Source organism: Algirhabdus cladophorae (assembly GCF_044772865.1).
In the GTDB taxonomy this organism is placed as follows: Bacteria; Pseudomonadota; Alphaproteobacteria; order Rhodobacterales; family Rhodobacteraceae; genus Algirhabdus; species Algirhabdus cladophorae.
Genome location: NZ_CP173029.1, coordinates 3,413,889 through 3,425,972 on the forward strand (window position 1 = coordinate 3,413,889; position 12,084 = coordinate 3,425,972).

Below are 12,084 nucleotides of genomic sequence, written 5' to 3' on the forward strand. Positions count from 1 at the left end.
TTTGAGGTTAATCAGCCTTCAAGCGAACGGCGCAAAAGTTCCAAATCGTCTGCAATTTGGGCATCTTTGTGCATCAGGTCTTCGATGCGGCGCACACCGTGCATAACCGTGGTGTGATCACGACCCCCAAAACAGCGCCCAATCTCGGGCAAAGAGCGTCGTGTTAGTTGCTTGGCCAGATACATTGCCACCTGCCGGGGCCGGGCAAAAGTACGCAAGCGCTTGGGCCCAATCATATCGGACAGGCGGATCGCATAATGTTCAGACACCTTGCGCTGGATTTCCTCGACCGAGATTTTGCGATCGTTATCGCGCAGGATATCGGCAAGACAGTCTTGGGCCAACTCAATGCTGATTTCGCGCCCAACTAGGGAAGCAAAGGCGAAAAGCCGCGTCAAAGCGCCTTCCAAGACGCGAACATTCTTGGAAATGCGGTGGGCCAAGAATTCCAAAACACCGTCTGTCATAGTCACGTCGGGATATTGCGATTGATGCTTGCCAACTTTGGTTTGCAAAATTCCCAGTCGCAATTCGTAATCTGTCGGATGAATATCGACCACCAGCCCGCACTGCATGCGCGAGGCAATTCTGTCTTCAAGATCCCGGATATCCGAAGGTGCACGATCTGCAGAAATGATGATCTGTTTATGAGCACTGACCAAAGCATTGAAGGTGTGAAAGAACTCTTCCTGAGTGGAGTCTTTGCCTGCAATGAATTGAACATCGTCCACGATCAGCACATCAACGGACCGGAACATTTCCTTGAAATCCATCATCTTGCGCACACGAAGCGCTTGAATAAAGCGATACATGAACTGTTCCGCCGACAGATAAAGGATGTTCAGATCCGGTCTGTTGTCCATGAGTTCATTTGCGATGGCATGCATCAAATGGGTTTTGCCCAGTCCCACGCCGCCATGTAAAAAGAGCGGGTTAAAGGTAACCTCACCGCCTTGGGCGACCCGTTTGGACGCGGCATGGGCCAATTCGTTGGGTTTGCCTACAACAAAGCGATCAAAGGAAAAGTTTGGATCCAAAGGGGCCCCAGCGATATCGCCTTCTTTGTCTTTGGCAGGTGTTTCAACTTTCGGCTCGACCTTAGCCGGCGCTGCAGCGGGTGCTGTTTGCTGGGTGGTGAACTGTAACCGCGAGACGTTGGTACCCGCACGTGCCAACTGATGCACGATCAGATCGCTGTAGTTCTGGTTGACATAATTGCCGATGAAATTGGTTGGAACAGAGAAATCAGCGATGCCATCTGCAACGCCATTCATTTGCAGAGGTTTGATCCAGGTCTGGTAATTGTTCTTGCCAATTGACTGTTCCAGACTGCCTTGGATTTCGACCCATGCGTTGTTCATTTTCTTCACTCTCTTGCCACACAATTTTTCGCTCGCGGGCCTGCCAGACCCGGGTTCAGCAAAACACAGCGTCTGGGATCGCTGCATGAACCATGCAGCGCCACCGACGATAGGCAAGGCACCAATTGGTGCTTGAGGATATCCTGTGACAGGCCGTCCCGCTGTCCCCGCGGTTGGGCAACCTCAACATGTTCGAACCAATGACCCGACATGTTTTGTTTTTCTTGGCATCGGCAAAAGTTGAAAGTGATCAACCTTTGGACGCTATAGATGTCGCAGTTTTGTCCCCCCAGACAAAGTGAATCGCTTGGGTATATTGCGCAGCCAAGCAGGGCCTTTCAACACAACTTCGATCTTGACTCGGGGTGTTGGTCAAAAGAATCTCTTTTGCAAAAAATGAGACTTTTGGGCTGGCACTGTAACCCTGCAAAATCGCTGGAAAATAAGGTGCAAAAAGCAAAAAGGGCACCTCGGATGAGATGCCCTAAAATTTTTAATCAGCGTGTTGAGCTTAAGCGATTGCTTTCACCCGCGACGACAATCGCGATATTTTTCGCGCAACTGTGTTCTTGTGGTAGACGCCTTTTGTGACACCACGCATCAGTTCTGGCTGAGCTTCGCGCAGAGCGCTGGTCGCTGCTGTTTTGTCGCCAGATTCGATGGCTTCTTCTACCTTGCGGAGAAAAGTCCGGATACGCGAACGGCGTGCTTTGTTTACTTGGAAACGGGCTTCGTTTTGACGGGCGCGTTTTTTAGCTTGTGGCGTGTTTGCCATGGATCATCGTCCCCTTCGTGGGTGCGGTTACAACTTGAATGCGCGTCTTTAGGCCCGACTCGTTTTTAAGTCAACCTGTCGGCTGCCTCTTTTTACGCACATAGCGAATTACTTATCGCGAAATTGGGCCTCGCGCTTTTCTACGAATGCGGCCATGCCTTCGCTTTGGTCCTCTGTGGCAAACAAAGAATGAAACAGACGGCGCTCGAAAATGAGGCCCTGGGACAGGCTCATTTCCTCGGCTTGGTCTACGGCTTCTTTGATTGCTGAGGCTGCAATCATCGACTTCTCTGTAATCTTGTCTGCCGCGGCCATTGTCTCGTCCATCAGCTTTTTGGCGGGGACAACGCGGCTGACAAGGCCTGAACGTTCGGCTTCTTCGGCATCCATAAATCGGCCCGTCAAATGCATGTCCATTGATTTTGACTTACCCACCAAACGGGTCAACCGTTGCGAGCCCCCCATGCCAGCCATCACGCCCAGATTAATCTCGGGTTGGCCAAACTTGGCTGTATCTGCTGCGATGATGAAATCACACATCATCGCCAGTTCGCATCCACCGCCCAGTGCGTAGCCTGCAACAGCTGCGATGATTGGCTTGCGGCACCGATTGATCGCTGCGGCCTCATCAACAAAGAAGTTCTTTGTGTAGACATCCGCAAAGCTTTGCTCGGCCATCTCCGAGATGTCGGCACCTGCCGCAAAAGCCTTTTCGTTGCCAGTGATGACGATGCAGCGCACTTTGTCGTTTGCATCAGCCTCGCCAACCGCTTGGGCGAGTTCCCCCAACAACTGCTGGCTGAGGGCGTTGAGTTGCTTTGGCCGGTTCAACCGCAAGACTGCGATGTGATCCGAAATCTCTACAACGATGGTTTCAAATGCCATGAATGCAGGCCCTGATTGTTATCCGTGACGTTGGGCCTAACCTAAGAAATGCAACCCTATCAAGTTATCTTTGGCATTGCGCACAATAGAAAGTTGAGCGGCCCGATTGAACGATTCGCGAAATAGTTCCATTGCAGTTCTCTGTTCTACAGGGGTTATCCTCTTGATCATAAACCCGAAAACTGTGTTGGAAATACCCCAACTCTCCGTCAGCTTGCCTGTAGTCGCGCAGGGATGACCCCCCTGCTTCGATGGCTTCTTGCAACACGTCGCGGATAATCGGCACCAAAGACGCTACGCGTTTTGCCGAAATTTTAGCCGCTTTGCGGGTTGGAGCGATTCCAGCGCGGTGCAAAACTTCACACACATAGATGTTGCCCAAGCCTGCCACCAGTTTCTGATCCAACAACGCGGTTTTGATCGGACTCATCCGCGTTTTTAGCTTGTCGATGAGATACGCGTCGTCGAATTGATTGCCCAAAGGTTCGGGACCTATGTCCTTTATCAACCAATGGGTTTCGACATCTGGTGTGGCAGCCATGTCGATGTGACCAAACCGACGGGCATCGTTGAACACAACTTGGGCACCATTCCCCAACTCTAGCTTTACATGATCGTGCTTTTGAGCAACCGGATGATCGACGTAAAACTCGCCCAATTGCACGCCGGACACCATCATCCGACCGGACATCCCCAAATGAATAATGGCAGTTTCGCCACTGCTGAGATCGGCAAGGATGTATTTCGATCGTCGGCGGAGGCCCAAAACAGTCTTGCCTGATAAACGATCCGCCATATTTTCAGGAAATTTCCAGCGTAAATCGGGACGATTCACATGGGCTTTGGTGATCACTTGCCCGTCCATTGCGGGGATCAAACCGCGACGAACGGTCTCGACCTCTGGTAATTCGGGCATCAGATGCTTCCTTATGACAGGGGGACGCATTGTGTGCCCCGCTTGAGGCACTATAACAAGTGTCAGATTGAAGGACGACAAGCCCCATGACGCAAGAACCTGAAAAAACCACACATTTTGGATTTGAAACCGTGGCTGAAGAGGCCAAAGCAGGTCGCGTGCAGGGCGTGTTTACCAGCGTTGCCACCAAATACGACATTATGAACGACGCGATGTCGATGGGCATCCACCGTATTTGGAAAGATGCAATGATGGATTGGTTGGCCCCCCGGCCCAATCAGGCTTTGTTGGATGTAGCAGGCGGTACGGGCGATATTGCGTTTCGGTTTCTGGAACGTGCGGGATCTGGCCATGCAACGGTGGTTGATATCACTGAGCCGATGCTGGTTGAGGGCCGCAAACGCGCCGAAGCAGATCAGATGGCTGATAGTCTGGATTGGGTTGTGGGCGATGCCATGTCGCTGCCTTTTGAGGACAACAGCTTTGACGTTTATACGATCTCGCTGGGCATTCGGAATGTCACCCGCCCCCAAGATGCGCTGAACGAAGCCTACCGCGTTCTGCGGCCCGGTGGGCGTTTGATGGTTCTGGAATTTAGCCAACTGCCAAACGAATTGATGCAGAAGGCTTACGATCTTTACAGTTTCAACGTTATCCCTCCGATGGGCAAAATGATCACTGGGGATCGTGACAGCTATCAGTATCTGGTGGAATCTATCCGGCAATTTCCCGATCAGGAAACATTCCTTGGCATGGTGCGCAAAGCGGGTTTTGACAATGCAAAATACCGCAATATGACCATGGGCGTTGTGGCCCTTCATTCCGGTTGGAAGTTGTAGCATGCGCGGCCCCCACAACATTTGGCGATTGATCCGAACTGGCGCCACGTTGGAACGTACCGGGGCTATGGGTATTGTGCTTGAGGCCTTTGATGCACCGGCACCTTTGCGGATTGTTGCACGTGTTTTGGGCTGGCCGTTCAAATGGCTGGGCCTCAAGGGGGATCCATCGACGCCACCTGTGGTGCGCGCCCTGACCGCCTTGGGTCCGGCTTACATAAAATTTGGGCAGGTGCTGTCCACGCGCCCCGATGTGGTCGGCGATGAAATGGCCACGCAAATGCGGGTCTTGCAGGACAAATTGCCCCCATTTCCGGTGCATATTGCCAAACAATCAGTACGCGATGAGTTGAACATCGATCCTGATGTCGTTTTTTCAAGCTTCAGCGAACCTGTAGCGGCAGCGTCTATCGCACAGGTGCACAAAGCGGTGATCGCGGAAACCGGCGAGGAAGTGGCGGTCAAAGTCTTGCGGCCTAAAATTGAGAAAGCTTTCCAGAAAGACGTCGACGCGTTTTATCTGGCTGCAAAGATGGTCGAAATATTCTCGCCCGGATCGCGTCGTTTGCGGCCAATGGACGTGATTGAACACTTTGAAGGCGTTGTTTTGGGCGAGTTGGACCTGCGATTGGAATCATCTGCAGCGGCAGAGTTTTCAGCCAACACCAGCGGTGACGCGGGCTTTCAGTTGCCCAAAGTGAAATGGGCCTTGTCCGGCAAACGTGTGATGACATTGGAATGGGCCGAGGGCGCAAATTCTGGGGACATTGCTGCGATTGATGCTGCAGGCCACGATCGTCGGGTCTTGGGCGAACGGGTGCTACAATTATTTTTGAACCACGCACTGCGCGATGGCTATTTCCATGCGGACATGCACCAAGGCAACCTCAAGATTGCTGCAAACGGCGACATCATTGCTTATGATTTTGGGATCATGGGGCGCATCGATGAGTACACGCGCCGCGTCTATGCAGAAATTTTGTTTGGCTTCATTCGACGCGATTACAAACGCGTGGCCGAGGTTCATTTTGAAGCAGGCTACGTGCCCGCCGATCAAGATGTGGACGAATTTGCCCGCGCACTGCGAGCTGTAGGCGAGCCAATCTTTGGAATGGATGCCACGCGCATTTCGATGGGCCGCCTTTTGAGTTATCTTTTCGAGGTCACCGAGCGCTTTGGCATGGAAACCAGAACCGAGTTGATTTTGCTGCAACGCACCATGGTCGTTGTCGAAGGCGTCGCGCGGTCTCTGAACCCGCATATTAATATCTGGGAAGTGGCTCAGCCTATTGTAGAAGACTATATTAAGAAAAGCATTGGGCCGATTGCATTGCTATCTGACTTGGGGCGCACCGCCCGTATCCTTGCACGGTTCGGGCCAAGGTTGCCAGAGTTGGCAGAAGCTGCATTGATTCAACAGGCCACACGGCACACGGATCAACCGGCCCAGCGCCCGTCCAAACTTCAACCTTTTTTGTGGTCGATGATGGGCGCCGGCCTCATGGCGATTTTTTTGATCGGCCTAGACCGCCTGTAGATTTTCCAGTTCAGCTTCAAATGCGTCTGGATGGCAGGCGAAACCTTGATCAATGCGCCACGCCACGTAAGCCGCTAGAATCGCTGAAAATTGGGGTTTGACCCGTTGCCATCGATCCCTCAGGTCAGGGTCCCCATATCCACAGAAAAATTCCGCTTCGGCTGTTTCGTCTATCGGCAAGTACCCATAGTTCAGCCGCATCGAAGGTGACAGATAAAGGGCCACGTCGTGGACTGGATCGCCCCATTTTGGCGTTTGCCAGTCAATCAGATGCGCCGAAGAACCGTCAAAGACTATGTTAGCGGGTGTTGGATCGAAATGGATCAATTTGTTTGGATTTTGGTCGCATGCGCCCCAAGTGATTTTTTTGGTAACCAGGGCCAGCTTTTTGCGTGGTGCATACGGTATGTTTTGTAAAATGTTTTGGAAAATTTCAGCTGTATTCGCGGCCTTTGGCAGGCTCGGCCAATTTTCCAAAGCTGTTTTATGAACCTGTGACAGAAGTGCACCCACTAGATTTTCCGGTGAGCGCCCAACCGTGCCAGATATCTTTTCGTAGATGACGATCTCGCCTGTCGGACAGTTGACCGATCCGATCAGCTTTGGTGCTAGATTAAGGTGGTGTAGATGGGTCAGCGCCTGTGCCTCGAGCGCGGCAGTGTTGTCAAAAAGTGGGTTGTGCCAAGCCATCGGGAAAAGCTTTACAATTGCGCTTTTGTTTCCAACGGCGACCGACCAAACCTGATTGCTATGCGCGCCCGATTGTCCGATCCAATCTGTTGGATCGGCCGACGCACCAAAAGCAGCCGCAGCAGCCACAACATCCTGTGGCGGCGGCATAAACACTGTGAACGGCGAGGGTTTCATGACACCCACTGCTACGCAAGTTGTCCAAATCAGACAAGGCTGCATCCACCGATGCCACTACGGTTTAGATGGTGATTAGTCTACACGACGAACGGCAGAAATCGACGCCATATCAACTTCGCTACCGCCTGCCAACACAAGGATTGTGCCACCGTTTTGACTACGTGCTTCTGTGACTTGGCCATATGCCTCCACCGTTGATGTGGCTAGAACTTGGCCGTTCTCCTTACTTTCAATGTAGAAACTATAGGTGTCTTCTACAAACGGTGTGCCAGAGCGATCCACGCCGCTCCATTCGATTGTTTCGTTAGAGACGGAAATAGGCTGTCGTTGGACCTCTACACCTTGGGAGTTTTTGACGATCAAGTTCACTTCATCCGCCGCCGCGACTGGATTGGGACTCAGCGTTATAGGATCACCACTGAATTTAACCGGCGCTGCCACGCGTGCTTCCATGCCCACCCATTGGGCAGCTTGGGTCAAGCCAACGCCACCCATTTGAGTGCCCAGTGCCGTTAGCAAATCGTTTGTTTTTACTTGCTGTTCGACCGAGGAAAACGTTGCCAATTGTACAGCGTAATCAGCTGAATCAATCGGATCCAGTGGATCTTGGTTCTCAATTTGGGCCGTCATCATTTTCAAGAACGTCTCAAAATCTGAACTGATTGCAGCAGCACTTTTGTCTGCAGACGATGCTGCAGCTTGTGTGGCAACAGACGTGGTTTGTGTAATATCCATCGGGGTCTCCTAAATACGAATATCAACGCCCTCGGATGCGGATCCAAGTGGCACGTGTGGGGCTGTTGGGTCAGATATGGCAGTGGCACTATCCGCGAGACCCTGTTTAGGCTCTCCATCATGTGGTTGATCATGTGATGTACCCTCTGATCCTGTTTCACCCTCGTGTTGGAAGCTAAAGGTTAGCTCGCTGTATCCAAGTTGCCGAAACTCTTCCGCGAGGATTTCAATGTTCCGGCGTAGCAATTCAGACGTGTCGGCACGATCGGTCACAACAGTGAGCGCCATGGCACCATCTGCTGGGGTCAAGTTCAGGCGGACCCGACCCAGTTCTGCGGGATCCAATTCGATCTGAACAGTTTGTGGATTGGCTGCGATACGCATGCCTTCCGCAATTTGCCGCGCAACAAGTTCAGCAATCGCTGGTTTGGTCATGGAAACCGTTGGGGTGGACGAAATCGTTTGGGGCGCATTGATATCGTTGTCTGCCATGACACCCAAGATCCCCAGCCCTTTGTCATCCTGTATCTTCTCTGACCCACGCGTGAGGTTCACGAAATCGGCAGCAAGTGGGACAAGCATGTTTTGTGTGCCGCCGCTCCAAATTCGTTGGTGTTGCAATGCTATATTGTATTGCTCTTGCACGGCTTTACCCAAAAGCGTTGTGGGAAGGGGTAATTTCTGCTCCTCCGACTCGCTTTGCATGTTTGGACCAAATCCTGGATGCATTCGACCATCTGTTTTCTCTACTTTGAGCCCCGGGCCATCAACACTTGGCGAGTGCATCCCAGGCTGGGTGTTCATGCGTCCCGGAATAAAGTCTTCAGTCCTATCCTTTGAGAGGTGGCCAACAGTTTGCTGACGAAGTCCCTCCGGCGTGGTTTTGACCAGCGGTTCAGACCGAGACTGGTTTTCCATCCCAACAGGTTTTGCCACTGATAAATCAGGCCCAAGGGATTGGGTCGTCGCATCAGGGCTGCGAACAATTGGCTGGAACTTTCCAGTTTCCTCAGTTTTTGGCGCTTTGGTCGTGGCGTTCAATGGAACTGTTGTTCCCGCGTTACTCAATTCTTGCGAAACTCTTTGGGCGTTGGGAGCGCCGCCTTTTTTCATGATCTGCTCTGAAGGTTCTGGCTTAAAATCAGCCAAAGTTTGTGCGTTTGAAGTTCTATTTGAGGGTTGCTGGGACGCTATAGGCTTTGATCCCTCCGACCCTAGGTTTGGCCTATTTTCTAAGACAATTTGCTGAGGCTTTGATGTTGTCCCCCGCATATCAGCGGCTTGCCGTGATCGATCCTCGCCCGTCTTCGAAGGCGACTGATTACCAAAGGCCATTGCGTCACCAGTTTTTGACTTTGACGCGTCTAAACTCGGTTGTTCCGGCTTTTGAGTCTGAACCGGTTCATGTTCTGGCGTTGTTTTTCCAATAACACTTCGCAAAACCTGCTCGCCCATCTCTTGCGCAATTGGTGTGCTATCTGATGAGGGCGTTTTGAGGGATGCTGCTGCCCCTTTCACTCGAGCATAGGGATCTTCGGGAACTGCGTTTGGAGCTAGATCAGCTTTTGGGGGAAGGTTCAAAGAGGTCGCTTTAGCAGTATCCAACTCTTTGCTGGCTTGCCCGCCTACACCTACTAATTCCGGCTTGAAATCATAACTGCTGTCTGAACCTGGTTCTTTAGCCGCCGCATCGTTCCGAATTGTGTCGGGGTCTTTGCCACTTGTTGGCGCATTTTCGGCTTTAACGACCTCAACCGTTTCCGGTTCAGGATTCTCTGCCTTCGCCAGCTTTGCAAACACTGCACCAAAGGCGGTTTGGGTATCAATGGAATCATCAGTGGATTCGTTAGTAACCAAAGCGGTGTTCGGCATTGATTTCAGGCTTGTTTGATCGCCGATAGGTAACTGCATGTCTGCTCCTGGATTTCTTCCATGCATCAGTTCCTAACCAATCAGAGTTACCAGTTCTTTACCCTTCATCGGCAATAAGCAGACGAAATACATAGAATTGGAGATATCGGAAATGGAGATCAACAACCCCGTTCCAAGCGGGCCAACAGCCTCAAAGCCAGACCGTGATGTGAATGCAATTCTTAAAGAGAAGGCGCTCGCGTTAGAGGCTAATTTCCTCGCAGAAATGCTTAAATCCGCAGGCTTCGGCAAAGCACGTGATGCGTTCGGTGGCGGGGCAGGCGAGGATCAATTTGGATCGTTCCTGAGACAAGCTCAGGCTGACGAATTAGCGCGATCAGGCGGGCTTGGACTAGCCGAATCAATTTATAAATCACTCGTGGAAAGGACTTGATAGATGACAAATGTTGCGCAAAAACTTGAAGCCCTAGAGGCAATTTTGACGACGGAACAACGGGCTCTTTTGCAAGGAGACGTGACCGAATTGGTCGAATTGGAACCAGAGAAATTAATGCTGCTTGAGGCGTTGAACGACAGCGATTTGCAAGAATCTGACACCATAGAAAAGCTCAGAATGATTGCTCTGCGAAACCAAGAACTCATGGAATCGGTGCATGCGGGCGTTCGTGCCGCCAAGGATCGTTTTGATGCACTTGTTCTTGCCCAAAAACCGATGTCTGCCTATGGGCCATCTGGCAAAATGTCCCCCTTGAATGTGCTGCCGACACCTTCGGTTGAGAAGCGGACTTGAATCGAAATTGAATCAAGTTCGAAACAGAGGGTTGGCGTGAATTAAGGTTGGTTTAGCACTTAGATCCGATGGTGTCCGAGCACTGCCAAGCAGGTGGCGCAATCTGCGATAACCTCAGATTGCATATCCAGAAGGACCGAGTGATGCAGCCGAATGGTTGCTAAGTTAACCCGCGCAAAAGCGCTGAAACGAAGGGGGCTTAAATGTCCAGTATCCTAACTAACAACAGTGCCATGGTTGCACTTCAAACGTTGAAATCCATCAACAGCAACCTTGAATCCACTCAGTCTCAAATTTCGACGGGTAAATCCGTTGCAAACGCCAAAGACAATGCCGCTGTCTGGGCAATTTCCAAGGTAATGGAGTCCGACGTCAAAGGCTTTAAGGGTATTTCCGAAAGCTTGGCTTTGGGCGAATCAACAGTCTCCGTTGCACGTCAAGCCTCAGAAACTGTGACTGACCTGTTGACCGACATCAAAGGGAAAATTGTTGCGGCTCAGGAAAGCAACGTTGACCGGACCAAAATCCAAGCCGACATTGACGAACTCACCAACCAAATCAAATCGGTTGTTGGCGCAGCCCAATTTAATGGCATGAACCTGGTCGATGGCTCACAGACAGATTTCAATACTGATGGCGACGTTGGCGTAGACATTCTATCGTCACTTGACCGCGACTCTTCTGGCGGCGTGTCTGCTTCCAGCATTGGTATCGATTCGCAGAACCTTTCGACAACAGCTGGTAGTGCGTTGACAGGTGCATCAATGAGCACACCAGTCACTACTTTGACTGAAAACGGTGGTGCAACTGACGCGTTTACAATCGATACATTCGCATTCTTGGACGATTCAGGTGCTGCAGGCGGCACGGAAGTGTTAAAAGCATCGACTGCCGGCCTTGACGACACTGTCACGACGGGTCTGGTAGAGGGCGACACATTGACCCTGAAAGTTGGCAACACTGAAGGCGTTTACGTCGTTCGTGCTGGCGACGATGAGGCGGCGATTGTATCTGGCCTGAAGAATGGTCTTCAAGCAGCTGGTTTGGACGATACCAAATTTAGCATTGATATCACATCCACCGCTGGCGAAATGGTTGTGACCAACCTAACAAATGATGCAGATATCGACGTCAGCTTTGATGTGACCCGCGGTACGGGCGATTTGGCTCAACTGGACTCGTTAGATGTTTCTACTGGCGCAAATGCTGAAACTGCATTGGGTCAGATTGAGAATATGATCCAGAAATCCATCGATGCATCTGCCTCTTTTGGTTCGGCACAAGGTCGTATTGAAATCCAAAGCGATTTCATCAGCCAGCTATCCGACTCTCTTAAGTCAGGTATTGGTGCAATGGTCGATGCAGATATGGAAGAAGCATCTGCTCGTTTGCAGGCTTTGCAGGTACAACAGCAGTTGGGCGTTCAGGCTCTGTCGATTGCTAATCAGGCACCGCAGTCGATCTTGTCCTTATTCCGTTAAAACACTTATTGGTTGGGGCGCGG

Annotated in this window: 12 protein-coding genes; 5 read left to right on the forward strand and 7 right to left on the reverse strand. The window is 51.4% G+C overall.

From position 1 onward, the window contains the following. Nucleotides 1-11: 11 nt before the first annotated feature. The 4 genes from dnaA to mutM form a co-directional block, all read right to left on the reverse strand. A complete protein-coding gene (gene dnaA, locus ACIRQ6_RS16555; protein WP_420861711.1) occupies nucleotides 12-1,361 on the reverse strand; it encodes a chromosomal replication initiator protein DnaA in 1,350 nt (449 codons plus the stop codon). 511 nt (nucleotides 1,362-1,872) lie between these two features. Continuing rightward, the gene (rpsT, locus tag ACIRQ6_RS16560) at nucleotides 1,873-2,136 is read right to left on the reverse strand and encodes a 30S ribosomal protein S20 (RefSeq protein ID WP_420861712.1); all 264 of its coding nucleotides are present in this window, start codon (nucleotides 2,134-2,136) and stop codon (nucleotides 1,873-1,875) included. A 108-nt stretch (nucleotides 2,137-2,244) separates the two neighbouring features. After that, nucleotides 2,245-3,021, reverse strand: coding sequence for an enoyl-CoA hydratase (locus ACIRQ6_RS16565; RefSeq protein ID WP_420861713.1), 777 nt, complete (start codon nucleotides 3,019-3,021; stop codon nucleotides 2,245-2,247). Between the two features lie 64 nt (nucleotides 3,022-3,085). Continuing rightward, complete coding sequence (gene mutM, locus ACIRQ6_RS16570) at nucleotides 3,086-3,937, reverse strand: bifunctional DNA-formamidopyrimidine glycosylase/DNA-(apurinic or apyrimidinic site) lyase (RefSeq protein WP_420861714.1); 852 nt, start codon at nucleotides 3,935-3,937, stop codon at nucleotides 3,086-3,088. An 86-nt stretch (nucleotides 3,938-4,023) separates the two neighbouring features. Between mutM and ubiE the strand changes: the two genes are divergently transcribed. Then, nucleotides 4,024-4,776, forward strand: a complete 753-nt coding sequence (gene ubiE, locus ACIRQ6_RS16575; protein WP_420861715.1) for a bifunctional demethylmenaquinone methyltransferase/2-methoxy-6-polyprenyl-1,4-benzoquinol methylase UbiE — start codon at nucleotides 4,024-4,026, stop codon at nucleotides 4,774-4,776. A 1-nt stretch (nucleotide 4,777) separates the two neighbouring features. Beyond that, the gene (gene ubiB, locus ACIRQ6_RS16580) at nucleotides 4,778-6,313 is read left to right on the forward strand and encodes a 2-polyprenylphenol 6-hydroxylase (protein ID WP_420861716.1); all 1,536 of its coding nucleotides are present in this window, start codon (nucleotides 4,778-4,780) and stop codon (nucleotides 6,311-6,313) included. On the opposite strand, the gene ACIRQ6_RS16585 is transcribed toward ubiB, so the two are convergent. The 3 genes from ACIRQ6_RS16585 to ACIRQ6_RS16595 form a co-directional block, all read right to left on the reverse strand. Further along, nucleotides 6,299-7,180 carry an aminoglycoside phosphotransferase family protein gene (locus tag ACIRQ6_RS16585; protein ID WP_420861717.1) on the reverse strand — a complete coding sequence of 294 codons (882 nt, stop codon included), beginning with the start codon at nucleotides 7,178-7,180 and terminating at the stop codon, nucleotides 6,299-6,301. The two genes, ubiB and ACIRQ6_RS16585, sit on opposite strands and share 15 nt — an antisense overlap. Nucleotides 7,181-7,255: 75 nt before the next feature. Then, complete coding sequence (locus ACIRQ6_RS16590; protein ID WP_420861718.1) at nucleotides 7,256-7,918, reverse strand: flagellar hook capping FlgD N-terminal domain-containing protein; 663 nt, start codon at nucleotides 7,916-7,918, stop codon at nucleotides 7,256-7,258. A gap of 9 nt (nucleotides 7,919-7,927) precedes the next feature. Continuing rightward, nucleotides 7,928-9,856 carry a flagellar hook-length control protein FliK gene (locus ACIRQ6_RS16595; RefSeq protein ID WP_420861719.1) on the reverse strand — a complete coding sequence of 643 codons (1,929 nt, stop codon included), beginning with the start codon at nucleotides 9,854-9,856 and terminating at the stop codon, nucleotides 7,928-7,930. Between the two features lie 85 nt (nucleotides 9,857-9,941). Between ACIRQ6_RS16595 and ACIRQ6_RS16600 the strand changes: the two genes are divergently transcribed. The 3 genes from ACIRQ6_RS16600 (at nucleotide 9,942) to ACIRQ6_RS16610 (ending at nucleotide 12,061) form a co-directional block, all read left to right on the forward strand. After that, nucleotides 9,942-10,223, forward strand: a complete 282-nt coding sequence (locus tag ACIRQ6_RS16600) for a rod-binding protein (RefSeq protein WP_420861720.1) — start codon at nucleotides 9,942-9,944, stop codon at nucleotides 10,221-10,223. A gap of 3 nt (nucleotides 10,224-10,226) precedes the next feature. Continuing rightward, the gene (locus ACIRQ6_RS16605) at nucleotides 10,227-10,580 is read left to right on the forward strand and encodes a hypothetical protein (RefSeq protein WP_420861721.1); all 354 of its coding nucleotides are present in this window, start codon (nucleotides 10,227-10,229) and stop codon (nucleotides 10,578-10,580) included. A gap of 203 nt (nucleotides 10,581-10,783) precedes the next feature. Further along, nucleotides 10,784-12,061, forward strand: coding sequence for a flagellin (locus tag ACIRQ6_RS16610; RefSeq protein ID WP_420861722.1), 1,278 nt, complete (start codon nucleotides 10,784-10,786; stop codon nucleotides 12,059-12,061). The last annotated feature ends 23 nt before the right edge of the window (nucleotides 12,062-12,084 follow it).

What these genes read in the sequence shown, in the direction of transcription:
- ACIRQ6_RS16595 (WP_420861719.1), bottom strand. Translation starts at nt 9,856, where the DNA reads ATGCATGGAAGAAATCCAGGAGCAGACATGCAGTTACCTATCGGCGAT.
- ACIRQ6_RS16585 (WP_420861717.1), bottom strand. Translation starts at nt 7,180, where the DNA reads ATGAAACCCTCGCCGTTCACAGTGTTTATGCCGCCGCCACAGGATGTT.
- rpsT (WP_420861712.1), bottom strand. Translation starts at nt 2,136, where the DNA reads ATGGCAAACACGCCACAAGCTAAAAAACGCGCCCGTCAAAACGAAGCC.
- ACIRQ6_RS16610 (WP_420861722.1), top strand. Translation starts at nt 10,784, where the DNA reads ATGTCCAGTATCCTAACTAACAACAGTGCCATGGTTGCACTTCAAACG.
- ACIRQ6_RS16605 (WP_420861721.1), top strand. Translation starts at nt 10,227, where the DNA reads ATGACAAATGTTGCGCAAAAACTTGAAGCCCTAGAGGCAATTTTGACG.
- mutM (WP_420861714.1), bottom strand. Translation starts at nt 3,937, where the DNA reads ATGCCCGAATTACCAGAGGTCGAGACCGTTCGTCGCGGTTTGATCCCC.
- ubiB (WP_420861716.1), top strand. Translation starts at nt 4,778, where the DNA reads ATGCGCGGCCCCCACAACATTTGGCGATTGATCCGAACTGGCGCCACG.
- ACIRQ6_RS16590 (WP_420861718.1), bottom strand. Translation starts at nt 7,918, where the DNA reads ATGGATATTACACAAACCACGTCTGTTGCCACACAAGCTGCAGCATCG.
- dnaA (WP_420861711.1), bottom strand. Translation starts at nt 1,361, where the DNA reads ATGAACAACGCATGGGTCGAAATCCAAGGCAGTCTGGAACAGTCAATT.
- ubiE (WP_420861715.1), top strand. Translation starts at nt 4,024, where the DNA reads ATGACGCAAGAACCTGAAAAAACCACACATTTTGGATTTGAAACCGTG.
- ACIRQ6_RS16600 (WP_420861720.1), top strand. Translation starts at nt 9,942, where the DNA reads ATGGAGATCAACAACCCCGTTCCAAGCGGGCCAACAGCCTCAAAGCCA.
- ACIRQ6_RS16565 (WP_420861713.1), bottom strand. Translation starts at nt 3,021, where the DNA reads ATGGCATTTGAAACCATCGTTGTAGAGATTTCGGATCACATCGCAGTC.